Below are 22,649 nucleotides of genomic sequence, written 5' to 3'. Positions count from 1 at the left end.
ACAACTGCGCGGCCGCCCGCCCGTATTCTGCTAGCTGCCTGCGCGTGCGGCCGCCGCTCCCTCTACTCTATGCACCTGCGCTTCCGTAAGCGGCCCCCCACGGCCTACTATCCCCCTTTACCCCGTCTGGCGGCCGGTTTGCTGCTGCCGCTTCTGCTGCTCTTGTGCAGCCGCCAGGCCCTGGGCCAGAGGCCGGCCGGCTGGCAGCCACCGGAGCCGCCGGTGGATAGCCCTCTGGCTATCGGGCACGCCGGCTCGGGCTTCCTGACACTGCTGCGACCTTTCAACCCGCTGCCGCCCAGCAGCCGGCGTAGCATCCGGCGGGCGCTGGCCCGCGGGGCCGATGGGGTAGAGGTGGACGTGCGCCTGAGCCAGGACAGCGTGGCCGTGCTTTACCACGACCCCCAGCTCGAATCGATGACCACCGGCGCGGGCTGCGTGAGCCAGACCCCGGTGCGGGCCCTTACCCGGCTCGACTACCGGGTCCGCTGGCCCTACCGCTGGTTTCAGCCCCAGGAGCGCGTGCGCCGGCTCGACAGCCTGCTGGTTTACCTGGGCCGGCGGCCAACGTTTCCTTACCTGCACCTCGACCTGCACGAGGATGACCCCTGCGCCACCAACAACCCCGCCCGCGACGCCGCCCTGGCCCGGCAGCTCCGGCAACTGCTGAGCCGCTACCGGGTGCCGCCCGGACGGGTCACTATAATCAGTAGCCGTCCGGCCATGCTCCGGCACCTGGGCCAGCTGCTGCCGGCCGTGGGCCTGGGCCTGGAGGTAGACGATGCGTACTATCCGAGTGCCATAACTGAACTAGACCGCCTGCCCGGCGTGGGGGCCGTGGTTCTGCACAAGGATGCCTTTACCCCCGAGCGCCTGGCCCAGCTGCACGCGCTCGGGCGGCAGGTGGTGGTGTTCGGGGGGCGCTCGGCCGGGGCCGTAGGCCGGGTGGTAGCCACCGGCCCCGATGCCTACGAAGTTGATAACCTGCGCCAGTTGCAACGCACGCTGCGGCGCCAGCGCCAGCAGGCCCAGTAACTGTCGGCACGCCTGCTTTGGGCCGGCCGTGTTTTCGTATCTGCTCGTTCCCCGTACTCAGCCGTTTGACCGGCCTTTTTTTCGCTTTCTACATGCTGCTGCCCGCTGGTTCTCGCCATCCCCGTTTCTCCTTTCTGCGCCGTATAGTCGACTCCCGGTGGGCGCAGGCGTTGTTGTTGGGGCTGGTGTGTGGGGTGTGTTTTTTTCTGTATAACGGCGCTCCGCAAGTCAGCCTGATGGAGAGTCGCAACTTTGTGGCGGCCCGCGAGATGGTTGCCGGGGGCTCGTGGCTGGTTCCGACTATGAACCACGAGCTGCGGCTGGCCAAGCCCCCGCTACCCACCTGGGCCGTTGCGGGCCTACAGCGCCTGACCGGCCCTACCGAAAACCTGGCGCTGCTGCGGCTGCCGGCGGGGCTGGCGGCCACTCTCTTTGTGTTCTTTTTCTGGGGGCTGGCCCGCGAGCTGACGCGGCCTCAGGCGGCCGAAGGAGCGGCGCCAGGCCGCACGGCCTGGCTGGCCGCCCTGGTGCTGGCCACCAGCCTGCTCGTAATTACTACGGGGCGGGAAGGACAGTGGGACATTTTTGCCAACAGCCTGGCGATGGGGGGGCTCTGGCTACTGGCCCGGGGCTGGCAGCAGCCGGTGCGGTGGGCGTATGGCTGGCTGCTGGGGGCGGGGGTATTGCTGGGGCTGGCCGTGCTCAGCAAAGGCCCGGTACCACTCTATGCGCTGGTGCTACCCTTTCTGCTGGCTTATCTGGTTGGGCAGCCCGCCCACCGCCAGGCGCTGCGGATGCGTGCCCTTGCCACTGTACTGGGGGCCGGGCTGGCCGTTATCATTGGGGGGAGCTGGCCGCTGTATATCTGGCTGAAGGTCGCCCCGGTGGCCCGCGCGGTGGCCCGCATCGAAATGGCGTCGTGGGGCGAGCGGCACGTGCAGCCTGTCTGGTACTACTGGCCGTTTTTTGCCTTCACAGGGCTGTGGGCGCTGGTGGCGTTGGCGTCGCTGGTATGGCCCTTTGCCCGGCCCCGGCTGCGGGCCTTTGTGCCGTATGGGGTGGCGTTGGGGTGGGTGCTGGCGGGCCTGCTGCTGTTAAGCATCGTCCCCGAAAAGAAGGAACGTTACATGCTGCCCCTGATGCCTCCACTGGCGCTGCTGGTAGCAGGGCTGTTGCGCTACTGGCAAACCCAGCCGCCGTACCCGGCCCGCCCTGGCAGCCAGCCCGATGCCTGGCTGCCCCGGGCCTGGAGTGCGCTGTTATTGGTACTGTTGCTGGCGCTGCCCGTTGCCATGGGGCTCACCGGTTTCCCCGGCTACGGGGTCGGCTCGCTTCGGTTCGGGCTGATGGGGGTAGCTGTGCTGGTTTTAGGGGTGGGTTTGGTCCGGGAAGGCATCGGGCGTCGGCGAACCGGGTTTCTGATTGGCAGTACTCTGGCGGCGGTGCTACTTATCATCGTGTTGGTGATGCCGGTTTATCCGCGTTGGGAAGCACGGCGCGACGTTCCCGGCCGGCTGCATCTGCGGCAGGCCCGGGAGCTTCCGGGCTTCCGGGGGGTAGGAGAGTGGCGCAGTCTCGATACGCTGCATGTAAAGCAGGTATGGGCCGCCGGACGGGCCGTCCCTGTCTGGCACCCCACCGTGGCCCAGCTGGCCGGACTGCCTCACTCCGTAGTAGTTGTTGCGGCTCGGCCAGTAGCGAAGGCGCTACCTGCTGGCTGGGCCACTCAGGTCCGCATCAGCCACCAGGACTCCTTCTATTTAGATCGGGACCGGAATTCGGCCGTATGGTTCATATCTCGGTTAGATCCAATTGAGATAGTACCATAGTTTACAATAACCTACTTGATTCCAATGACTTACAATAATTATTATTTAACATAATAATTAACATACATAATATTGATGCCAATTTGCAATAGGGGGAGTAGTCTGTGCTGTTCAGGAGAGGAAGTAATGATGAATAAGCTACCAGCAAATCGGACCGGGCTGATACTACTCGCTTGCTATGGCGAGGCAGTATCAGCCCGGTCCGATTTGCTGAGGCTATGCTGGCTGCTTACTCAGTCAGTTGTCGTTTTATCTTGTTTAGTAAAGCCTGAACCAGCTCCAGGTCGTCGACATGCTCGATTGTAAGGTGGGTGTTGAGCCCCGGGCCGTGCAGATGAATGGCGAACGTGTTTGCCGTGGCCGCCGGCTCCGGGACGGTCATCGCACTCTCTGGTGCCGCAACAGGCGTTGTGACTGTGGTAGCGGTAGTACCCGGGGTTAGTGGCCCATCCGGGGATACCGAGGGTACAAGGTCGGCAGGCTTCGTTATACCCGGGGATGTGGGGATACCAGGAGAAACGGCTGTCGTCGCTGCTTGTACTTCTATATCGTCTGTATCAAGTCCAAACAGGCTGGATACGGCGTCGGGCAGCCGCGGGGCCGTTGCTGCTTGCAGTCTACTCTGGGGTACAACCGGCGCTTCTGCTGATATACCGGTTGCGGCAGCGGTGGCTGGTGCACCTGCCGCTGCTGCTCTGGAGTTGGGTTGGTTAGTACCTGCAGGCTCTGCCGGGGGCTGGAAGCGGCTAAGGGGAAGTTCGGTACTGGCTAGTTCACGCCGGGGCTGCTGCTGGGCCGCCAGTTGGTCGATATCGGCAATAATGTTCTGCTCATTGAGAATGCCAGCCATCCGGGCCCCGTCTACGAAGGCTTTGGTAACGGACTGGGCATTGATTTCCTCGACCCCAAACTCCCGCACCAGCATTACATCGAACATATGTACCGGCAGTTCGCGGTTACGGAACTTGCGGCATATCTGGGTGAACAGGGGCGGGTGCAGGAAAGCCTCCCGCTCATAGATGCGTTCCTCCTGCTTATCGTAAGCATTCTTAATACGGCGAAACAGGTTCGTTGTAGTAAGCAGCTCCCGCTTGCTGGTCAGGAGTCCAAACTTTACGGCTGAGCCAATGATGGCCTTAAAGGAGCCACTAACCTTTCGATTTAGCTTACGGGCAGCCGTGTCGATGGCACACTTCCCTCCAGTGTCATCAACAACTTCAGCAACTTCCCAAGCGCTTTGGTAGGAAGTCCTCGGATAGTCAATAGTCTTTGGCATACAAAAGTGGTGATGAAGATAAAGCAAACGTAATAGTATTAGGTGAATAGAAAAACAGCATAAAGTAATTAATAGCAGTATATAGTATATAAAAGTAAAACTTTCTTATACTTTTTATGCTTTTATTTACCTTTATGCATTCTGTTTAATAATCACCCCACCAAATACCTACCATAAGTATAATTATAATACCCTCTTACAAAGGAGCAAGCCGGGGCGAGGCAGCTGTAAACAGACCGGTAAAAGCCTCCTGGAGTGTTTATAAACGTGCTTTAGGGCTGAACAATCACTCCAGCCCAAAAGAGCCAAGGGTCCCGTAAGAGTCTATTAAATACCCTAATGCGGCGTGCGGTTCAGTTGCTGCTAAAATTTACGTCAACTCAATAGGAGTGGAGTTCTCCAACAATTCCTCCAACTTACTCAGAGCATCGGCCCGGACTTGGCTGTTGATTTCGATAAGCTAATTGACCTAAGCTTTGAGCCTTGCTCTAAATAGCTGGCCACAAACCCGACGCAAACCAATAGCAGCACCAAATGAGCTAAGTGGACTGATCTATTGCAGCAATGAACTTGGCCAGTAGGAACGACACGGGAGACCAACCACCCATAGCGAGTTGCTTCAGAAACTCTCAGGCGCATGCTGCAACCGCTATGTTTGCGCTAGTAGGATGACGGTGTTGAGCCCCAAGTTGCGTTTTGTAAGCTTGGTAGATAAGAGCCGGTAAAATGCCAGGCTTTGAGACAGCTAGTTTTGACGGCAGCCTGCTGCTGAAGCTGCTGAAGCAGCAGGCTGCCGGAGTGACTAGCGCAAATTTCGAGTTCAGGAACAGGATGTAGAGAGGCAACATCTGGCGGCTCATCATTGAATAGCAACCTGAAAATTGCTGTATGTTGTAAGTTGGCGTGCCTCTAATTCAGGGCCTTCTTGATAGTTTTGCGGGGACCGTAGGAAAGCTTGAGATATGGCTAGACAGTAGCAACTCCCTTAAAATAAGCACATGAAAATCCAATATTCTTTTGTCTTATAATTTATATTATGTTAAGTGATGTTTATAGAAACAAGGCCGGCTTGGCAACCGACCTTGTTTAGGACTCTCCCCTTCGCTTACTATCTATGACGAAAACGAAGAGGGCAAAACGTTGCACCAGCCTATTTGCTGGCGTCAAGCTTGTTCATCATGCGCTGCGAATCGGCTTTACGATCCAAACGCAGGTACACTTTCTGCAGTGCGCTCATAGTTGCGCGGTCATCGGGCTGTAGCTCCAGCGACTTCTCGAAGTATGGCAACGCATCCTGGAAATACTTCTTGCCATCCGTTTCCAGCTTCTTGCCCGACTTCTGGTAATCCGCCAGGCTCATCTTGCTGGCACGGGTGTAATAATCGGCGGCCTTGTTGTAGTTATAGATACCCAGGTTGAAGTTGGCATCGAAGTTATTCGGATCGATTTCCACGGCCTTGCGGTAAGCGGCCAAGGCTTCCGCCGGCTTCTTATCGGAGTCCAGAATCGAGCCCTTCACGGCATACAGGTTTGAGTTGGTCGGATCGGCAGCAATAGCACGGTCGATTTTATCGAGGGCCTCTTTGCCGCGACCAGCGCTCAGGTACATGTTCAGTTCGTCCAGCATGAACCCCTTGTTGTTAGGATACACCTTGAGCGCGTCCTGCAGTACTTTCATTGCCGCGGCATCGTCTTTCTGCTGGCGGGCAATCTGAAGCATCCGGTTGTACATCTGGGGCGACTGATAGCCGATGCCCTGGAGTTTGCCGTACATTTCTTTGGCGCCGGCAAAGTTTTCATTGGCTTCGGCCGCGTAGGCCGCGTACAGATAGGCCGTCGTATCCTGGGGCTTGATCTGCTGGGCCATGCGGTACGAGTCCATGGCCTTGGCGAAGTCCTTGCTGTTGTAGCTCTCCACGCCGGCATTCAGGGCCATCCCATACAGGCCATCGAGTTTGGCAACGGCCTGCTTGCCGTACTCGCCGTCCTTACCGTCCAGGGCTAAAGCCTTATTGTAGGCTTCGAAGGCAATTTTGCCGCCGTCCTCGGTGCCCAGGCTTTTCTTATAAATGGGGCTGTTAACCATGCCCTCGTAGATTTCGCCCCGGGTAAACCAGGTTTTGGCTTTACCCGACGTTTTATCGTTGGTAATGGCCTTATCGATTTCCGTTCTGGCTTTATCCAGCGTACCCTGGCGCTGGTAGAGAATGGCGTTGGTAACGGCCGAATTCTGGGCCGAAGCCGTATGCAGGGCCGCGGCGGCCACTAAGGTCAAGATGATTTTCTTCATGATAGTTGCTTGAAGAAGCTGCGGTTTGGGGAAAGGAATATGAGCGCAAACGGCAGAACTTCCGGGGAAGTTCTGCCGTCGCAAGTTAGCAAGTGCTTAATTAGCGCTGAGCGTGTCCGGGTCGGTGAGCCCGGTCAGGTCGTCGTCCGGGGTGGCGGCAGCGGGTGCTTCTCCCGTGTCGCTGCCGTTAGGCTCCACTCCTTCCGCCCCTTCCGGCAGCGCCACTCCTTCTATTCCTTCTGGGTCTTCTACCTTCTCCTCGGCCGCTACTTTGGCAACCGACGAGATTTCGTCGCCGTTGCTGATTTTCAGCAGCCGTACTCCCTGCGTGGCCCGCCCAATACTGCGCAGCTCGCTCATGCGCAGCCGAATCGTGATGCCCGATTTGTTGATAATCATCAGGTCATCCTCATCAGTCACGGCTTTAATAGACACGAGCAGACCCGTCTTTTCAGTCAGCTTCATGGCCCGCACGCCTTTGCCGCCGCGGTTGGTGATGCGGTACTCGTCGAGCGGGCTGCGCTTGCCGTAACCATTCTCCGATACCACCAGCAACTCCTGCTCGCTTTCCTTGTCGAGGCAGACCATGCCCACTACCCGGTCGCCGCCGGGCAGATCGTCGGCCAGCGTGATGCCGCGCACGCCGGCGGCGGTGCGGCCCATCGAGCGGACTTTGTGCTCGGGGAAGCGCACAGCCCGACCCGAACGCAGGGCCAGCACTACTTCGTCGTTGCCGTTGAGCAGCTGCACGTCGAGCAGCCGGTCGCCCTCGTTGATGCTGATGGCGTTGATGCCGGCGGTACGGGGGCGCGAATAGGCTTCGAGCGGGGTTTTCTTCACCGTGCCCTGCTCGGTGCAGAACATGAGGAAGGTGTTGTCGAGGTAATCGGGGTCGCGCAGGCCGCGCACGTTGAGCACCGAACGGATGCTGTCTTCGCGCGGAATCTCAATCAGGTTCTGAATCGGGCGGCCCTTGGTGTTTTTGCCGCCTTCGGGCACCTCGTACACCTTCAGCCAGAATACCCGGCCGGCTTCGGTGAAGAAGAGCAGGTATTCGTGGGTGGTAGCCACGAACAGGTGCTCGGTGAAGTCGTCCTGCTTGGAAGCGGCCCCGCGGGCTCCTACCCCACCGCGGCCCTGGCTGCGGTACTCATCGAGGGCCGTGCGCTTGATGTAGCCTTCGCGCGAGATGGTAATGACCATGCTCTCGTCGGCAATCATGTCCTCCATCGAGAAGTCGCCGCCGGCGTACTCGATGTTGGTGCGGCGGGCGTCGCCGTAGCGGTCCTTGATTTCGGCCAGCTCGGCGCGGATGATGTCGCGCTGCATCTCATCGGAGGCCAGTACGGCCTTCAGATGGTCAATCAGCGCCATCAGCTCGTTGTACTCGGCCACGATTTTGTCGCGCTCCAGGCCGGTAAGGCGCTGCAGACGCAGGTCGAGAATGGCGCGGGCCTGCACCTCGCTCAGCGAGAAACGCTCGATGAGCTGCTGACGGGCCACCTCGCCGTCGCGCGAGCTGCGGATCAGGGCAATGACTTCATCCAAATGGTCAAGCGCAATCAGCAGGCCTTCCAGGATGTGGGCCCGCTTCTGGGCCTCGGCCAGCTCGTAGCGGGTGCGCCGCACCACTACATCGGCGCGATGCTCGACGAAGTAATGGATCAGCTCCTTGAGGTTAAGCGTCATCGGGCGGCCCTTTACCAGGCACACGTTGTTGACGCCGAACGAGCTTTGCAGCTGAGTGTACTTATAGAGGTTGTTGAGCACCACGGTGGGCATGGCGTCGCGCTTGAGGTCGTACACGATGCGCATGCCGTCGCGGTCCGACTCGTCGCGCAGGTCGGCAATGCCCTCAATCTTCTTGTCGTTAATGAGCGCGGCCGTTTTCTCGATCATCGAGGCCTTGTTCACCATGTAGGGAATCTCGGTGATGACGACCTGCTCCTTGCCGGTGGCGGTGGTTTCGAAGTGGGCCTTGGCCCGCATCACCACCCGGCCGCGGCCGGTTTCAAAGGCCTGCTTCACGCCCTCGTAGCCGTAAATGGTGCCGCCCGTCGGGAAGTCGGGGGCCGTTACGTGCTCCATGAGCTCGGCAATGGTGATGTCGGGGTTGGCCAGGTAGGCCACGATACCGTCCACGACTTCCGTCAGGTTGTGAGGGGCCATGTTAGTGGCCATGCCCACGGCAATGCCGGTGGTGCCGTTGACGAGCAGGTTAGGGAACTTAGCCGGCAGCACCGAGGGCTCTTCGAGCGAATCGTCGAAGTTGGGCTGGAAGTCCACCGTATCCTTGTCCAGGTCACCGAGCAGCTCGTCGGCCAGGCGCTTGAGGCGGGCCTCGGTGTAACGCATGGCGGCCGGCGAGTCGCCATCGATGGAGCCGAAGTTGCCCTGGCCATCCACCAGCGGGTAGCGCAGGCTCCACTCCTGGGCCATGCGCACCATGGTATCGTACACCGAGGAGTCGCCGTGCGGGTGGTACTTACCCAGCACTTCGCCCACAATACGGGCGCTTTTCTTGTAGGATTTGTTGTACGAGACGCCCAGATCGGACATGCCGTAAAGCACGCGGCGGTGCACGGGCTTGAGGCCGTCGCGCACGTCGGGCAGCGCCCGCGAGATGATAACCGACATCGAGTAATCGATGTAGGCCCCGCGCATCTCATCTTCGATGTTAATCGGAATGATTTTTTCGCCTTCCGCCATAGGGAGCTGATAGTCGGCCCGTAAAACTGCGGTTAAGGAGCAGCTTACGGGCCCGTGAAAATGAACTTCGTTGAAGCCTGCAAGATACGCAAAAAAGCCCGCTTTAGCTAGCCAGAACCGCGCTTTGCGGGACCTGCGGGGTACTCCCTGCCAGTGGCCCGCGGGACCGCCCCGCCCCTACGCAACAGCCTCCTGGCTGCGGCCGGCAACCCGGCCTAGTTTGCGCGGTCGTTGATGGTGCGGCGGCGGTCATTGTTGCGCTTCACATCATCGGGCTTGTACACCTTGATTTTCTCGCCGATAGCCGGGTTCTGCTTTTTCCAGAGCGGCTGCCCGCGGAACTTGGTGCCGTTGTGCATGTGCACCTTACGGGTGTGGCAGGCCTGCATGGGGCAGGTGCGGCACGAGGAAACGGCCAGCAGGGCGCCTACCAGCAGAGCCGGCAGGCGAAGGCGGGAGAGCAGCAAACGGGGAGTAGTCATTGGCGTAAAGGTACCAAATATGACGAAGCGAAGAAGCCGCCCGGCCGCCGTTAGCGCCCCGCTCCTTGCGTCAGCAGCGCGTAAACCTGCTCCGGCGGTTCGAGGCTGCCCAGCTCCGCCACTCCCGGCAGCAACGGCGCTGCCCCGGTGCGGTTCAGCCACACCGGCCGGATACCGACGGCCTGCGCCCCCACCACGTCGGCCACCCAGTTGTCGCCCACCATCACGGTTTCAGTTGGCCGCGCGCCCAGGCGCTCCAGGGCCACGTGGTAGATGGCGGGGTCGGGCTTGAGCACGCCCACGGCCTCGGAGGTAATCAGCGCATCGACCAGCCCGCTCATCCCCAGAAAGTCGAGCTTTTCTTCCTGCTCAGTGGTGCGATTGTTGGTGACCACGCCAATCCGAAAATCAGCCCTGAGGCGCCGCAGCAGCGCCAGCGCCCCGGGTACCGGCTGCCGGAATTGCCGGTAGTGGCCGTAGTGCTCCTCGGCCAGCTCGGCCAACGCACCCGCCGACGGGGCCGGCTCGTAGGGGGCCAGCAGCAGTTGACACCGTAGCTCCCGCGCCGTCAGGTAGTCCAGTTCGCCACGCATCACCCGCGGGTGCATTTCTTCCAGCAGGTCGCTGTAGCGCTGGTAAAGCACTTCGGCCGGCACCTGGCGCAGACTGGCCCGACCGCCTAGCGTGGCCGCCAGCGCCGCCCGGGCCGTGGCCGTGTGGTCGTAGAGCGTATCATCGAGGTCGAAGAGGATGGTCGTCATTATAGTGAGCCGTTAGCTAGCAGCTATACTTAAACGTCCTCCCCTGCCCACTCGCGCAGAAACTGCGCCAGGAACTGTTCCATATAGGCGTGGCGCTCGTCGGCGACGCGGCGGGCGGCATCGGTATTCATCCGCTCGCGCAGGTGCAGCAGCTTCTCGTGGAAGTGGTTGATGGTGGGCGCCGTATTCTGCTTGTAGCTCTCGAACGAATCGTGGCGGACGGGCGGCACGGCGGGGTCGTGCAGGGGGCGGTTTTTGTGGCCGCCGTAGGCAAAGGCCCGGGCCACGCCGATGGCCCCGATGGCATCGAGCCGGTCGGCGTCCTGCACCAGCTCGCCCTCGATGGAGCTCATGGGCGTGGGCACGCCGAGGCCCTTGAAGCTGATTTCGCGGATAATGGCCTCCACCGCGTCCATTACTGCTAGCGCGGCTCCCTGGCTGCTCAGCCAGGCGCGGGCGGCGCGGGGGCCGGCCTCCTCATCGCCATCGTGGAATTTCCAGTCGGCTACGTCGTGTAGCAGGGCGCCCAGCTCGGTTACCAGCGGGTCGGCCGCGGGGGTCTGGGCGGCCAGCCGGCGGGCCACCTGCCACACCCGGCGAATGTGCTCCCAGTCGTGGCCCGTGCCTTCGTGCAGGAACTTTTCGCGGATGAATTCGGCCGTAGCCGTGATAAGCTGGGAATCGGTGGAGGAAAGCGGCATTGGGAAGGGACTACTACAGGTTACCGGCAAAAGTAGAACGAACCAGCCGAGCCGCCGGCAGAGAATACAGGGAATTACTTACCCACTACCGGAGTTTACCGTATATTGCCTTCAAATGACCTTTTAAAAACACGCAAATGACCATGGTTCGCAACACTTCCGTCGCCGATATGGTGGCCCTGATGGGCGGCCGGGCCGTTATTCCGCAGCTGGTGCGCAACGAGATGGACCTGCTGGGCGTGGCCATCAAGGGGCTGTCGGTGCAGGCCGTGCGGGCTTTGCAGCGTCATCTGGGCTTTTCCAATAAGGAGATGAGCGCCGTGCTGGGTGTGTCGGAAAGCACCCTGACGCGGCGCGAGCAAACCCAAAAGCCCCTCACGCTCGACGAAGGCGAGAAGGCCATTCAGCTCTCGGCCGTGCTGGCCAAGGGCATGGAGGTATTCGAAGAAGAGGCCGATCTGCACTTCTGGCTCAACTCCCCCATTCCGGCCCTGGGCGGCCAGAAGCCCAAGGACCTGCTCTACTCGGTTATCGGCCGCGGTCAGGTCCATGACATCCTCGGCCGCATCGAGCACGGACATTTTTCTTAAAAAAAGCTGCAAGCTACAAGCCTCAAGCTGCAAGCTTTTTGAACGGACTTGTAGCTTGAGGCTTGTAGCTTGCAGCTCAAAATATGAAGCTTTACCGTTTGGGCAAGGCCCCCTATATATCGGATACTTCGGGGAAGGGCGGGCTGTATTACGGGGGGCGCTGGCACACGGTGGGGCGGCAGATTCTGTACACGGCCGAGCATTTGTCGCTGGCCAAGCTGGAAGTGCTGGCCAACTCGCCGGTGCTGCCGCGCCACTACTTCGCCCTGACGCTGGAAATCCCCGACGACACGCCATTTCTGGAATACGGGCCGGCCGATTTGCCCGCCAACTGGCAACAGGTGCCCTACCCTGCCGAGCTGGCCGAGCTGGGCCGGGCCTGGCTGGAGGCCGGCACCCACTGGGTGCTGCGCGTGCCCTCGGCCCACGCCCCGGCCGAATGGAACTACCTGCTCAACCCACTGCACCCCGACCACAGCCGGCACCTACGCGTGCTGAGCGTGGAGCCGCACCCGTTTGATGAGCGGCTGAAACAAAGCAAATAAGCCACGTTTTTGGCTTCCAAAAAACAATTATTTTTCACCCATAAAAACTTCCGTAACAGAGCAATAATTATCCACTATTGCTACCCATAGTTTTATTTTCAGAGGTAGTAAATCCGGGGTGCGGCAAAGAGGCGTAAGTGAGGGCAGATTGATTCAATCGACACTTCCAAACTCCTTTTTACTTCCGATGAAAAAGCAACTTCTTTCCCTCGCTTTCGTGGCCCTGCTGGGCGGCGCTTCCGCTACCACCGCTTCGGCCCAGGCCAAGATGACGCCCGGCACCGTAATGGTCGGCGGCATGGCGATGTACCCGAACAAGAACATCGTTGAAAACGCCGTTAACTCCAAGGACCACACCACCCTGGTGGCGGCCGTAAAGGCGGCTGGCCTGGTAGAAACCCTGCAAAGCAAGGGTCCGTTCACGGTTTTCGCCCCCACTAACGCGGCGTTCAACGCCCTGCCCGCCGGCACTGTTGAAACGCTGGTAAAGCCCGAGAGCAAGGCTACGCTCACCAAAATTCTCACCTACCACGTGGTAGCCGGCAATATGACGGCCGATAAAATCATGGCCGCCATCAAGTCGGGCAAGGGTACGGCTACGCTCAAAACGGTGAGTGGCGGCACGCTTAAGGCCATGATGAACGGTCCCAAAAACATTGTACTGCAGGATGAGAAAGGCAACATGTCGAGTATCTCCACCTACGATGTGATGCAGAGCAACGGTGTGATTAACGTAATTGACAAAGTGCTGATGCCTTAACTGGCATAACTAAAATTAAAAAGCGAGTCTGCCCCGGTATAAAATATACCGGGGCAGACTCGCTTTTTTTTAATAAACAGGCGTCCAAAACGAGTTTATTTATTAAAGGAATTCAGCCCGCAACCGGGGCCGCCCGTGACTTTTAGGCACCATGGTGGTTATCCTCACTCCTACCGTTCCATCTCCCGCCCATGCGCCACTTTACCGCCGCCGACCTCGGCCAGCTCGAAAAGGTTTACCGCCTCAACCTCATCAACGCCATTACGGGCTTCAAGCCGGCCAACCTGCTGGGCACGGTCAACGCCGAGGGGCGCACGAACCTGGCTATTATCAGCTCGGTGGTGCATTTGGGTTCCAACCCGGCCCTGCTGGGGCTGGTGATGCGCCCGCCTTCCGTCGAGCGCCACTCCTACGACAACATCCGGGCCACCGGCCGCTACACGCTCAACCACGTGCATGAGGGCATCATCCGGGCCGCGCACTATACCTCGGCGAACTTCCCGCGGGAGGTGTCGGAGTTCGAAGCCTGCGGCCTCACGCCTGCTTACCACGACGGTTTTTCGGCGCCATACGTGCAGGAAAGCCATCTGCAAATCGGCCTGGAGCTGCTGCAGGAAGTACCCATCGAGGCCAACGGCACGGTGCTGCTCATCGGCCGGGTGCAGCACCTGTACCTGCCCGACACCCCCGGCGTGCTTCGCCCCGACGGCTCGCTCGACCTGGCCGCCGCCGGTACCGTGGCCCTCAGCGGCCTCGACACTTACTACGAAGCCCGCCCCGTAGCCCGCTACGGCTACGCCCGACCCCATCAGGAGCTGGAAAAGTTGGAGATATGAGAAGTGACTGTCATCCTGAGCGACAGACTACGCTCCTTGCTCTGCTACACCACGCCAAACGCTGCCAGCTCTTCCCAGACACGGTGCACGGGCAGGCCCATGACGTTGAAGTACGAGCCTTCGAGGCGGGTAATGGCCACCATGCCAATCCAGTCCTGGGCGCCGTAGGAGCCGGCTTTATCGAAGGGCTGGTAGTGGCGGACGTAGTGCTCGATTTCGGCGGTGGTAAGCGGGCGGAAGTGCACCCGGGTTTCATCGGCAAAAACTACCTGGCGTCCATCGGCGGCCAGTAGGCAGACGCCGGTGTACACCTCGTGGGCGCGGCCCTGCAGACGCTGGAGCATGGCCACGGCCTCGGCTTCGTCGACGGGCTTATTGAGCACCTCGTCGTCGAGGCAGACGATGGTATCGGCCGTGAGCACGATTTCGCCGGGGGCCAGGTCGGGGGCGTAGGCGGCGGCTTTGTGGGCGGCCAGGTACTCGGCAATTTCGGCCCGGCGCAGGTGGTCGGGGAAGCTCTCATCGACCTCGCGCAGCCGGATTTCGTAGTCCAGCCCCAGATCGGAAAGCAGCTGGCGGCGGCGGGGCGAGCCGGAAGCCAGCACCAGCCGCGGCGTGGTGGGCGGGGCGGTATTCAAGGCAGAATCAGGCACGGAAAACGTCGGTAAACGGCGCGTTGGTTTCCTCGTCGGCAATGCTGCTGAACAGGAAGCCGCCGATGGTTTTAGGGAAAAAGAACGTGGATTTGGCCGGCATCACGGCCCCCGAGTGGCAGACGCGTTCTACTTCGGCCATGCTCACTTCGTTGGTGATGAAGGCCGCCCGGGCCTCGCCCTTGTTCACGCGGGTGAGGCACTCGGGGAAGTTGCGCACGTAGGCCACGCCGGGCCACTGCCGCTGCGCCTCCGAGCCGACGATGCCGAGCACTTTTTCGAGCACGAAAAAGTGCAGCACGGCCAGGTCGAGGTTCTTCACCTCCTCCGTCGTGGGCCAGTCGAGCTGGGCGTGCACCTCGGGGCGGAGGCGGATTTTATACACCTCCCCTTCGCCCAGATACAGCCCAAAGGCCCACGGCTTGCCGGCAATGCGCTCGGGCAGGTCGTAGGGGTCGTCGAGGGTGATGATGGTGAAGTAGGGCTCCAGGCGGGCCAGCAGTTCGGCCGCGTCGGCAATACCGGGCAGATCGAGCAGCAGCCGGTGGGTGGGCAGAATGCGCAGGTCGTCGGCGGCCGCGTTGGTCAGGTACATGAGGTGGAAATTCCAGGCCTCGTGGCCGGTGTAGGCGTCGCCGACGGCCGCACGGCGGGCCTGGCGGTAGGCCAGCGAGCCTTCGTAGCGGTGGTGGCCGTCGGCCAGAATCACCTCCCGGGCGGCCAGCACCCGCTGAAAATGGCGGATAACGTCGGCATCCTGAATCACGGCCAGCACGTCGCGGGCGCCCTGGTAGTCCTCCTCGGTTTCGTAGAGCGGGCTGCGCATGGCCTCATCCAGGTAAGGTTCCAGGTCGAAGTCCTCGTCGCGGTACAGGCCGTGGGTGGCGCTCGACTCAAACTCGGTGCGGGCCAGCAGCTCGGCCCGGTCGTTCACGGCGGCGGGCAGCGTGTTTTCGTGGCGCAGCACCACGTTCTCGGCCCAGTCGGTGGCCCTGATGTGGCACATGAAGCCCTTGCGGCAGTACTCGCGCGGGCTGCCCGGCAGCCGGAAATACTGGTAGTACACATAGATGCCCGGCAGCTCGTCCTGCCGCAGCACGCCGGCCTGCTGCCACTCGCGCAGCCGCGCCAGCGCCTGCCCGGCCGGGTCGTCGCCGCGGGGCACCGAGAGATGGATGCTGTTGAGCGGGTTCTGGTAAAGCGCCTCGCGCTGCCGCGGCGACACCACATCGAAGAGCGGCGAGACGAGCCGGTCAATCTGGGCGCTTAGTCCGGCTCCGTAGCGCCAGCCCCGGATGGGTTGAATTTCAGCCAAGAAGGGAAGGAATTAAGAGGTAAAAATCAAAAGTTAAAAAGGAGTAGCCGGGCCGTTTAAATACGGCGGAGCATACCGCCCGGAAGCACCAGCATAAAACATGGGCAGCCAATACGGGTAGCCGTCCGGACCAACTTTCACTTTTCCGTTTTCAACTTTTAAATAAGCGTAGCGCTCATGGGGCCAGGCGGTTCAGGTGCCACTGGCCGTCGGCCGTGCGCTCGTACACGATGCGGTCGTGCAGGCGCGAGGGGCGGCCCTGCCAGAACTCGACGCGGTGCGGCCGCAGCAGGTAGCCGCCCCAGTGCGGCGGGCGCGGCAGCGGCTCCTGGCCTTCAAACCGGGCTTCCACCTCGTGCTCGCGCTGCTCCAGGGCTTCGCGGCTCGCTATGGGCTGGCTCTGGGGCGAGGCCCAGGCGCCGATCTGGCTGCTGCGCGGGCGGCTCTGGAAATAGGCGGTCGATTCTTCTTCCGACACCTTCTCCACCCGGCCCTCGATGCGCACCTGCCGCTCCAGCCCGGGCCAGAAGAACGTGAGGGCCGCCAACGGACTGCCGGCCAGCTCGCGGCCCTTGCGCGAGTCGTAGTTGGTATAGAACAGAAAGCCTTCGTCGGCGGGCAGGCCCTTGAGCAGCACGATGCGGGCGGCGGGCTGGCCGGCGGCGTCCACGGTGGCCAGGTTCATGGCCGTGGGCTCGTCGAGGCGGGCGGCCAGGGCCTCATCGAGCCAGACCCGGAACTGGGCCACCGGCCCCGCGGGCAGTACATCGGCCTCGGTGAGGGTGCGCTGGGAATACGTCTGGCGCAAATCGGCCAGTTGCTGGTCGTTCATTTTTGAAAAAGCTACAAGCCATAAGCTACAAGCTACAGGCCAAGTGCCGTTAGCCTTTTGAACATGCCGGCAGCTTGTGGCCGGCAGCTTGAAAACAAAGGTAGTACAATGCGGCGGGGCCGGAACCCTGCGCCCCCCGATGGCCGTAAGAACCATTTTGCCGGTTCTTGTTCCCGGCACTCTCCGAAAAAAAGCTGATAGCTACCGGCTAAAGGCTCACAGCTCCCGTCCGCTATGTCCCGTCTTCGTCCTGGCAGCCTGCTTATTTCCCAGCCCTTTCTGGGCGACCCCAACTTCGAGCGCAGCGTAGTGCTGCTGTGCGCGCACTCCGAAACCGAGGGCTCGTTTGGGCTCGTGCTCAACCGCCTGGCCAACGTGCAGCTCAGCGACGTGCTCACGCTGCCCGGCGGTGAGGCCCTGCCGGCGGCGGCCACGCCCCTGGGGCTGGGCGGGCCCGTGGAGCCCGATACGCTGCACTTTATACACCAGCGCGCCGAGCTGCCCGACGCCGTGGCGCTGGGCGGGGGCGTGTACTGGGGCGGCGACTTCGGGCGGCTGCTTGAGTTGCTCATCAGCGGCGAGCTTCCCCCCGCCGAAGTGCGGCTGTATATTGGCTATTCGGGCTGGACCAACGGGCAGCTGGCCGACGAGGTAGCCGAGAAAGTATGGATTGTGGAGCCCGATGCTGCCGCGAAAGTGTTTACTTTGACTACGGATGCCTTTTGGCAGGCCATTTTGCGCGAGAAAGGCGGCCGCTACCGGATGCTGTCCAACTACCCCACCGACCCACGTCTTAATTAAGTGTTAGCTGATAGCGGCTAGCTAACAGCCTTTTGTTCAGCAACCAACGATACGTACTCGTTCAGACCTAGATTTCTGTCAATCCAGCCCTAGAGAGCCACCCGCAACTAAGCGCTAACAGCTGTCAGCTACTGGCTAACAGCTAACTTCACACCCTTTGCCCCGCCCGCTGCGGGGAGTTTTCGCTGACCCTTATGCACCCCGACCAACCGACCCCCACTGGCGCCAACGCCAATGCCGAATCGCCCCAGCAGATTCTGGCCCGCCGCCTGGCCGAGCTGAACGCCGACAAGCCCGCCGCTACTCATGCAACGGCTGATGCGGCCCCGGCCGACATCACCGAGCAGCCGGCCCAGGGCAGCACGCCCCTGCCCGCCAACCAGCCGGCCGGAGCCGGTACGGCCGAGCCGTCGGCCGCCGCCACTGAGGCAGCCGAAGCCACGCACGCCGCCGCCGACCAGCCCAACACGCCGCCCGCGGCCGCCGAACAGCTGCCGACCAGCGTGCCGGTGCCCCCCGCGCCTACTGCCTTCACGCCCCCGGCCGAAATGCCCGAGCCCACCAACGCCCCCACGCCGCAGGACGCGCCCATGCAGCCGGCCCCTGAAGCCCCTGCCGCCGAGGCGCCGCACGTAACGCCCGTGGTGGATGTGCCGGCCGGCGAAACCGTTGCCGAGGCGCTGGAAGCCACGCCCGGCGTCGGCTCGCTGCCCACTTCTTCCGACTCGCCGGCCAGTCCGGGCACCACCACCATGGCCCACCAGCCCGCCGCCCCGGCCCTGTCTGATGCGCCTGCGGCCGCCGCAACGCCGGCTCAGCCGGCCGCCCCGGCCGTTGATTTCGACAGCCTCGACTTAGCCGCTCAGGCTGCGCACCTGCGCGGCTTGCTGGGCCAGGCGGGCGCCGGCAAGAAGCGCCAGTCCATCTCCGACCTGTACCGCCGCTACGAAACCGGCCTGAAAGCCGACCGCGCCAGCCAGCGGCAGCAATTTGTGGACGCCGGCGGCACGGCCGAAGAGTTCACTTCTACCGACCCGGCGGGGCACCAGGAGCTGCAGCAGACCTACCAGGAGTTCCGCGCCAGCAAGGTGCGCGACGCCAAGGCCGAGGACGAGCAGCGCGGCAAGAACCTGACCCGCAAGCAGGAGCTGCTCACGCAGCTGCGCCAGCTGGTGGAGTCGGCCGAAACCGAGGACAGCTCGGCCCGCATCAAGAGCCTGCAAAGCGACTGGAAAAACACCGGCCCCGTGCCCCAGACCGACTCGCAGGAGCTCTGGAACAGCTACCACGCCCTGCTCGACATCTACTACAACAACCGCGGCCTGTTCTTCGAGATGAAGGAACTCGACCGCCGCCGCAATCAGGAAGCCAAAGAGGTCCTGATTGTGCGGGCCGAGGCCCTGGCCGAGCAAACCAACATCAACAAGGCCACCCAGGAACTGCGCCAGCTGCACGAGGAGTGGAAGCACATCGGGCCGGTGCCCAACGAGCAGCGCGAGCCGCTGTGGCAGCGCTTTTTGCAGGCTTCCGAGCTGGTGCACGGCCGCCGGCAGGAGGCTTCGTCGGCCCGCAACGCCGAAGAAACCGCCAACCTGGAGCGCAAAACCGCTTTGCTGGCCCAGATCATGCCCTTCGGCGAGTTTGAGACGGAGCGCGTAAACGAGTGGCGCGGCAAAACCGACGAGCTGCAGCAACTCAAGCAGCAGTGGGATGCCGCCGGCCTGGTGCCGCGCAAGCAGGCCGAGCAGGTAAACAAGCAGTTCTGGAGCGCCTACAAGGGCTTTTTTCAGAAGAAAAACCAGTTCTTCAAGGCCCTCGATGAGGAGAAGAGCACGAACCTGAAGCGCAAGCTCGAAATGTGCGAGCAGGCCGAAGCCGCCCTGCAGAGCCCCGACTGGGAAGCCAGCCGCCAGACCGTTATCCAGCTCCAGAAAGAGTGGAAGCTCGTCGGCCGGGTACCCGAAAAGCAGTCGGACAAGGTGTGGAAGCGGTTTCGCACGGCCTGCGACGCCTTCTTCGACCGCAAAAAAGAGGAGGGCCGCCAGCGCGAGCAGCAGGTGCAGCAGCTCAGCGAAGACCAGACCAACCACCTGGCCGCCGTGGCTGAGGCCGTAGCCGGCCTTTCGGCCGAGCAGCCCGGTACGCTCGAAGGCTTCCGCGAGCAGATAGCCGGCTGGCGGGCTTTCGACGGCGCCACCCGCCCCCAGGCCGAGGAGCGCTTCCAGAAGCTGATGGCCCAGTACCTGACCCAGGTGCCCGACCTGGCCTACCAGGACCGCACCGACCTGCTGTTCAGCCTGCAGGTAGAGCGCCTCAAGGCCTCGCCCGATTCCCAGCAGCTGCTCTATAAAAAGGAGCAGGCCCTGCGCCGGGAAATCAGCGAGCTGGAAAACGACATTTCGACGCTGCAGACCAACCTGGAATTCTTTGCCCGCTCGAAAAACGCCGCCCAACTCCGCGAGGAGTACCAGGGCCGCGTGGATGAGGCCCAGGTGCGCATCGAGAATCTGAAGCGGCAGTTGAAAGCCGTGCGCAGCTAAGCTGTAACAGCGCCTGATTTTGTCCGAAACACTCCGCTGCCTCGGGCAGCGGGGTGTTTTTATGTTTCGGCAGGTTAGGCAGTTAGTAGAACGCCACCAGAAAAATAAGCCGATTACTTGGCGGGTTCGTGGGCAAAACCTACTTTTGTGCCACTTCCCCGCCTCCTTAGCTCAGCTGGTAGAGCAACTGACTTGTAATCAGTAGGTCGTTGGTTCGATCCCGACAGGAGGCTCATTCTTGCACACCCGGAACGCCCGGAAAGTCGCTCATCTGGCAACAGAAGCGGTTTTTCGGGCGTTTTGCGTTTGGTCTAATCCCCTTTGTGAGCCGATATAAGCACTCTTTTCAGCCACAGTTTTAGCCACACTTATGAATGTCCAATTCTACCTCCGGAACCCCGATGCTGCCACCGTTCCGGCTATTTACCTGCTGGCCCGGGTTGGGGGTGAGCGGCTGCGCGTAAGTACGGGCGAGAAGTGTCTGTCGGCGCAATGGGATGAGCGCAAGCAACAGTTCCGGCGCTCGTACCCGGGCTACCAGGAAGCCAACGAGCTGCTGGCCGCCCGGCTGACCGAGGCGCAACGCTGGCAGCGGGCCGAGGGCCTCACCCCTACTCCGGTCAGCCCGAGGGGGGGCCTGGCCCCCGCCCCGCCCCCGGTGGTGCGCGAGCAGAGTCTGGTGGTACTGATGCACAAGTTTCGGGGCGTGCTGCGCGGGCGGAGTTGCATGTACGACTCATGCCATTGATTTGAACGCGACCTGAAAATCCGCCTATCTTAGCTCGTTGTCTGTTTTCGATGGACCACCTCACTTAGTTACCTTCCACGCTTCTTATAGTGACCAGCACACCTACAGCAATTTTCAGGTTGCGGTACAGGATGTAGAGACGCAACATGTTGCATCTCGTCTTTGAACAGCTCAGTAGAACAACGTCAGCAACGATAAGACGCAACATGTTGCGTCTCTACATCCTGTACCTGAACTCGAAATTTGCGCTAGCTTACTGGTCCCGCCCTGGTAGCTATCCTTGTTTTTTATGTGGACTTTTTCCCGCAAGCGCTTACACCGCCTGGAGGCGGCTTGGCAGCAGCCGGCTTCGCACTCCCCAAACTTCCCCTGGGTGGCCCGCTACTATGACGCTGTGCAACACGAGCCCGCGTACCACCGCCTGCCCGACCAAACCTGGGAGGACCTGAACGGCGAATCGCTCTTTGGACTGCTCGATGCGACGGTGAGCCGGGTGGGCCAGCAGTGCCTGTATCACCGCCTGCGCAGCCCGCTCGCCGACGAGGCCGCCCTGCACGAGTTTGATGCGGCCGCGACTCTGCTGGCGCAGCAGCCCGGGGCCCGCGGGCAAGCCCTGCTCGCCCTCGACCAGCTGACGGCCGACGAGACGTACTTCCTGGCCGATTTGATTAGTGGGGAGCCGCTCCCCGCGTTGCCCGGCGCGCGCTTCGTGCCGCTGCTCGCGCTGGGGCTGTTGGCTACGTTGGTCGGGGGCTTTTGGCTCCCCGTTCTCTGGATGGGCACAGGGGCGTTTGCTCTCCTCAATGCGGTGTTTCATTTCCGGCAGCGTACGCGAATTCAGCGTATGGTTCGCCCGCTGATGCAATTGGGCCGCTTGCACCGGGCAGGGCGGAAATTGCATCGGGCGGCGCTGCCCCTGCGGCCGCTTCAGCCGCTGGCCGCGCCCCTGGCCCGGCTGCGGGGGGTCTTGCGGCAAATAACTTTCTTTCAGCTGGACGATAACTCGGGGGTTCTGGAACTGCTTAAGATGCTGCTGCTGCTCGACCAGCTGGTGTATCATCGCTGCCGGGCAGCCGTGCAGCGGCAGGCACCCGCCATTCGGACGGTCTTTGAGGCCGTCGGCTACGTCGATTGCGCGCTGGCGGTGGCCAGCTTCCGCCAGCGCTACGTCACCTGCGTGCCGCACTTTGGGCCCGCTGCCGAGGGTATCCGGCTGCAAGCCGGCTACCACCCGCTGGTGCCGGGGTGCGTGCCCAACGACCTGACCCTCTCCGGGCAGGGGGTCTTGCTCACCGGCTCGAACATGGCGGGCAAAACCACCTTTATGCGCATGCTGGGCATAAATGCCCTGCTGGCCCAAACCATAGCTACGTGCCCGGCTACCGCCTATCGTGCTCCCTTTTGCCGGGTGCTCACCAGCCTCAGCCTGGCCGACAGCCTGCCCACGGGCAAGAGCTATTACCTGGTCGAAGCTGAAACCATGCGGCAGCTGCTGTTGGCCTGCGACGCGGCCCCCGGCAGCTACCTGCTGCTACTCGATGAGCTGTTCAAAGGCACGAATACGCAGGAGCGCATTGCCGCTACTAAGGCCGTGCTGGCCTACCTGCAGCCCCATAGCTGGGTAGTGGCAGCCACCCACGATGGGGAGCTGGGCGCGCTATTGAATTCGTGCTTTGTTGAATACCACTTTTGCGAGACGGTCACGGAGGACGACTGGTATTTCGACTATCTGCTCAAAGCCGGTCCGCTCACCACGCGCAACGCCATTCGGTTGTTGGCGCGCCTGCACTACCCGGCGCAGGTGATAACCGACGCACAGGCGCTCAGTGCCACGCTCTCTATCCGGGCGCGCCCGTCCAGCCCGGCAGAACTTAGCTCGTTGGCTGATTCGACCAGATGACAGGAGAATACATTCGGGTAACCCACTCATGCAAAACCCATTACCC

Annotated in this window: 19 protein-coding genes and 1 tRNA gene; 11 read left to right on the top strand and 9 right to left on the bottom strand. The window is 61.7% G+C overall.

Going from position 1 to position 22,649, the window contains the following annotated elements:
* Nucleotides 1-69 precede the first annotated feature (69 nt).
* Entirely contained in the window at nucleotides 70-1,035 is a 966-nt protein-coding gene (locus tag BMY67_RS08060) for a glycerophosphodiester phosphodiesterase (RefSeq protein WP_092770297.1), read from the top strand.
* A gap of 236 nt (nucleotides 1,036-1,271) precedes the next feature.
* The gene (locus BMY67_RS08055; protein ID WP_177189749.1) at nucleotides 1,272-2,864 is read left to right on the top strand and encodes an ArnT family glycosyltransferase; all 1,593 of its coding nucleotides are present in this window, start codon (nucleotides 1,272-1,274) and stop codon (nucleotides 2,862-2,864) included.
* A gap of 229 nt (nucleotides 2,865-3,093) precedes the next feature.
* Here BMY67_RS08055 and BMY67_RS08050 read toward each other — a convergent pair whose 3' ends face one another.
* The 6 genes from BMY67_RS08050 to BMY67_RS08025 all read right to left on the bottom strand — a co-directional run bounded on the left by BMY67_RS08050 (nucleotide 3,094) and on the right by BMY67_RS08025 (nucleotide 11,083).
* Nucleotides 3,094-4,140, bottom strand: coding sequence for a hypothetical protein (locus tag BMY67_RS08050; protein ID WP_092770293.1), 1,047 nt, complete (start codon nucleotides 4,138-4,140; stop codon nucleotides 3,094-3,096).
* Nucleotides 4,141-5,290: 1,150 nt separating this feature from the next.
* The gene (locus BMY67_RS08045) at nucleotides 5,291-6,430 is read right to left on the bottom strand and encodes a tetratricopeptide repeat protein (RefSeq protein WP_092770291.1); all 1,140 of its coding nucleotides are present in this window, start codon (nucleotides 6,428-6,430) and stop codon (nucleotides 5,291-5,293) included.
* A 96-nt stretch (nucleotides 6,431-6,526) separates the two neighbouring features.
* Entirely contained in the window at nucleotides 6,527-9,139 is a 2,613-nt protein-coding gene (gene gyrA / locus BMY67_RS08040; protein WP_092770289.1) for a DNA gyrase subunit A, read from the bottom strand.
* Between the two features lie 215 nt (nucleotides 9,140-9,354).
* A complete protein-coding gene (locus tag BMY67_RS08035) occupies nucleotides 9,355-9,621 on the bottom strand; it encodes a hypothetical protein (protein WP_143069741.1) in 267 nt (88 codons plus the stop codon).
* Nucleotides 9,622-9,671: 50 nt separating this feature from the next.
* Nucleotides 9,672-10,382 (bottom strand): HAD family hydrolase, encoded by a 711-nt coding sequence (locus tag BMY67_RS08030; RefSeq protein WP_092770285.1) that lies wholly within the window; start codon nucleotides 10,380-10,382, stop codon nucleotides 9,672-9,674.
* Nucleotides 10,383-10,411: 29 nt separating this feature from the next.
* Complete coding sequence (locus tag BMY67_RS08025; protein ID WP_092770283.1) at nucleotides 10,412-11,083, bottom strand: HD domain-containing protein; 672 nt, start codon at nucleotides 11,081-11,083, stop codon at nucleotides 10,412-10,414.
* Nucleotides 11,084-11,220: 137 nt separating this feature from the next.
* Here BMY67_RS08025 and parS point away from each other — a divergent pair, with 137 nt between their 5' ends.
* From parS to BMY67_RS08005, 4 genes are all read left to right on the top strand, one after another.
* A complete protein-coding gene (gene parS / locus BMY67_RS08020; protein ID WP_092770281.1) occupies nucleotides 11,221-11,673 on the top strand; it encodes a type II RES/Xre toxin-antitoxin system antitoxin in 453 nt (150 codons plus the stop codon).
* A gap of 83 nt (nucleotides 11,674-11,756) precedes the next feature.
* Complete coding sequence (locus BMY67_RS08015) at nucleotides 11,757-12,218, top strand: RES family NAD+ phosphorylase (RefSeq protein ID WP_092770279.1); 462 nt, start codon at nucleotides 11,757-11,759, stop codon at nucleotides 12,216-12,218.
* A 187-nt stretch (nucleotides 12,219-12,405) separates the two neighbouring features.
* Nucleotides 12,406-12,978: a fasciclin domain-containing protein gene (locus BMY67_RS08010; RefSeq protein ID WP_092770277.1), complete on the top strand. Its 573-nt coding sequence runs from the start codon at nucleotides 12,406-12,408 to the stop codon at nucleotides 12,976-12,978.
* A gap of 191 nt (nucleotides 12,979-13,169) precedes the next feature.
* On the top strand, nucleotides 13,170-13,814 hold the full coding sequence (locus tag BMY67_RS08005; protein ID WP_092770275.1) for a flavin reductase family protein: 645 nt from the start codon (nucleotides 13,170-13,172) through the stop codon (nucleotides 13,812-13,814).
* A 44-nt stretch (nucleotides 13,815-13,858) separates the two neighbouring features.
* Here BMY67_RS08005 and BMY67_RS08000 read toward each other — a convergent pair whose 3' ends face one another.
* The 3 genes from BMY67_RS08000 to pdxH form a co-directional block, all read right to left on the bottom strand.
* Nucleotides 13,859-14,467, bottom strand: a complete 609-nt coding sequence (locus tag BMY67_RS08000; RefSeq protein WP_092770273.1) for a Maf family nucleotide pyrophosphatase — start codon at nucleotides 14,465-14,467, stop codon at nucleotides 13,859-13,861.
* Nucleotides 14,460-15,782 (bottom strand): DUF1015 domain-containing protein, encoded by a 1,323-nt coding sequence (locus tag BMY67_RS07995; RefSeq protein ID WP_092770271.1) that lies wholly within the window; start codon nucleotides 15,780-15,782, stop codon nucleotides 14,460-14,462. Before BMY67_RS07995 ends, BMY67_RS08000 begins: the two co-directional genes overlap by 8 nt.
* 175 nt (nucleotides 15,783-15,957) lie before the next feature.
* Entirely contained in the window at nucleotides 15,958-16,614 is a 657-nt protein-coding gene (gene pdxH / locus BMY67_RS07990) for a pyridoxamine 5'-phosphate oxidase (RefSeq protein ID WP_092770269.1), read from the bottom strand.
* 234 nt (nucleotides 16,615-16,848) lie between these two features.
* Here pdxH and BMY67_RS07985 point away from each other — a divergent pair, with 234 nt between their 5' ends.
* The 5 genes from BMY67_RS07985 (at nucleotide 16,849) to BMY67_RS07965 (ending at nucleotide 22,603) form a co-directional block, all read left to right on the top strand.
* Nucleotides 16,849-17,415, top strand: coding sequence for a YqgE/AlgH family protein (locus BMY67_RS07985; RefSeq protein ID WP_092770267.1), 567 nt, complete (start codon nucleotides 16,849-16,851; stop codon nucleotides 17,413-17,415).
* Between the two features lie 194 nt (nucleotides 17,416-17,609).
* The gene (locus tag BMY67_RS07980) at nucleotides 17,610-19,955 is read left to right on the top strand and encodes a DUF349 domain-containing protein (RefSeq protein WP_092770265.1); all 2,346 of its coding nucleotides are present in this window, start codon (nucleotides 17,610-17,612) and stop codon (nucleotides 19,953-19,955) included.
* A gap of 160 nt (nucleotides 19,956-20,115) precedes the next feature.
* Nucleotides 20,116-20,188: transfer RNA gene (locus BMY67_RS07975), tRNA-Thr, on the top strand.
* A gap of 137 nt (nucleotides 20,189-20,325) precedes the next feature.
* Complete coding sequence (locus BMY67_RS07970) at nucleotides 20,326-20,703, top strand: Arm DNA-binding domain-containing protein (RefSeq protein WP_177189748.1); 378 nt, start codon at nucleotides 20,326-20,328, stop codon at nucleotides 20,701-20,703.
* A gap of 289 nt (nucleotides 20,704-20,992) precedes the next feature.
* Nucleotides 20,993-22,603, top strand: coding sequence for a MutS-related protein (locus BMY67_RS07965; RefSeq protein WP_143069740.1), 1,611 nt, complete (start codon nucleotides 20,993-20,995; stop codon nucleotides 22,601-22,603).
* Nucleotides 22,604-22,649: the final 46 nt, after the last annotated feature.

The sequence above is a fragment of the Hymenobacter actinosclerus genome, assembly GCF_900111515.1.
GTDB classification, from domain to species: Bacteria; Bacteroidota; Bacteroidia; order Cytophagales; family Hymenobacteraceae; genus Hymenobacter; species Hymenobacter actinosclerus.
This window is presented reverse-complemented; position numbering and strand designations above follow the sequence as displayed.

Excerpts from the sequence above, each read along its gene's own strand:
- BMY67_RS08060 (WP_092770297.1), top strand. The coding sequence starts at position 70 with ATGCACCTGCGCTTCCGTAAGCGGCCCCCCACGGCCTACTATCCCCCT.
- BMY67_RS08055 (WP_177189749.1), top strand. The coding sequence starts at position 1,272 with ATGGAGAGTCGCAACTTTGTGGCGGCCCGCGAGATGGTTGCCGGGGGC.
- BMY67_RS08050 (WP_092770293.1), bottom strand. The coding sequence starts at position 4,140 with ATGCCAAAGACTATTGACTATCCGAGGACTTCCTACCAAAGCGCTTGG.
- BMY67_RS08045 (WP_092770291.1), bottom strand. The coding sequence starts at position 6,430 with ATGAAGAAAATCATCTTGACCTTAGTGGCCGCCGCGGCCCTGCATACG.
- gyrA (WP_092770289.1), bottom strand. The coding sequence starts at position 9,139 with ATGGCGGAAGGCGAAAAAATCATTCCGATTAACATCGAAGATGAGATG.
- BMY67_RS08035 (WP_143069741.1), bottom strand. The coding sequence starts at position 9,621 with ATGACTACTCCCCGTTTGCTGCTCTCCCGCCTTCGCCTGCCGGCTCTG.
- BMY67_RS08030 (WP_092770285.1), bottom strand. The coding sequence starts at position 10,382 with ATGACGACCATCCTCTTCGACCTCGATGATACGCTCTACGACCACACG.
- BMY67_RS08025 (WP_092770283.1), bottom strand. The coding sequence starts at position 11,083 with ATGCCGCTTTCCTCCACCGATTCCCAGCTTATCACGGCTACGGCCGAA.
- parS (WP_092770281.1), top strand. The coding sequence starts at position 11,221 with ATGACCATGGTTCGCAACACTTCCGTCGCCGATATGGTGGCCCTGATG.
- BMY67_RS08015 (WP_092770279.1), top strand. The coding sequence starts at position 11,757 with ATGAAGCTTTACCGTTTGGGCAAGGCCCCCTATATATCGGATACTTCG.
- BMY67_RS08010 (WP_092770277.1), top strand. The coding sequence starts at position 12,406 with ATGAAAAAGCAACTTCTTTCCCTCGCTTTCGTGGCCCTGCTGGGCGGC.
- BMY67_RS08005 (WP_092770275.1), top strand. The coding sequence starts at position 13,170 with ATGCGCCACTTTACCGCCGCCGACCTCGGCCAGCTCGAAAAGGTTTAC.
- pdxH (WP_092770269.1), bottom strand. The coding sequence starts at position 16,614 with ATGAACGACCAGCAACTGGCCGATTTGCGCCAGACGTATTCCCAGCGC.
- BMY67_RS07985 (WP_092770267.1), top strand. The coding sequence starts at position 16,849 with ATGTCCCGTCTTCGTCCTGGCAGCCTGCTTATTTCCCAGCCCTTTCTG.
- BMY67_RS07980 (WP_092770265.1), top strand. The coding sequence starts at position 17,610 with ATGCACCCCGACCAACCGACCCCCACTGGCGCCAACGCCAATGCCGAA.
- BMY67_RS07970 (WP_177189748.1), top strand. The coding sequence starts at position 20,326 with ATGAATGTCCAATTCTACCTCCGGAACCCCGATGCTGCCACCGTTCCG.
- BMY67_RS07965 (WP_143069740.1), top strand. The coding sequence starts at position 20,993 with ATGTGGACTTTTTCCCGCAAGCGCTTACACCGCCTGGAGGCGGCTTGG.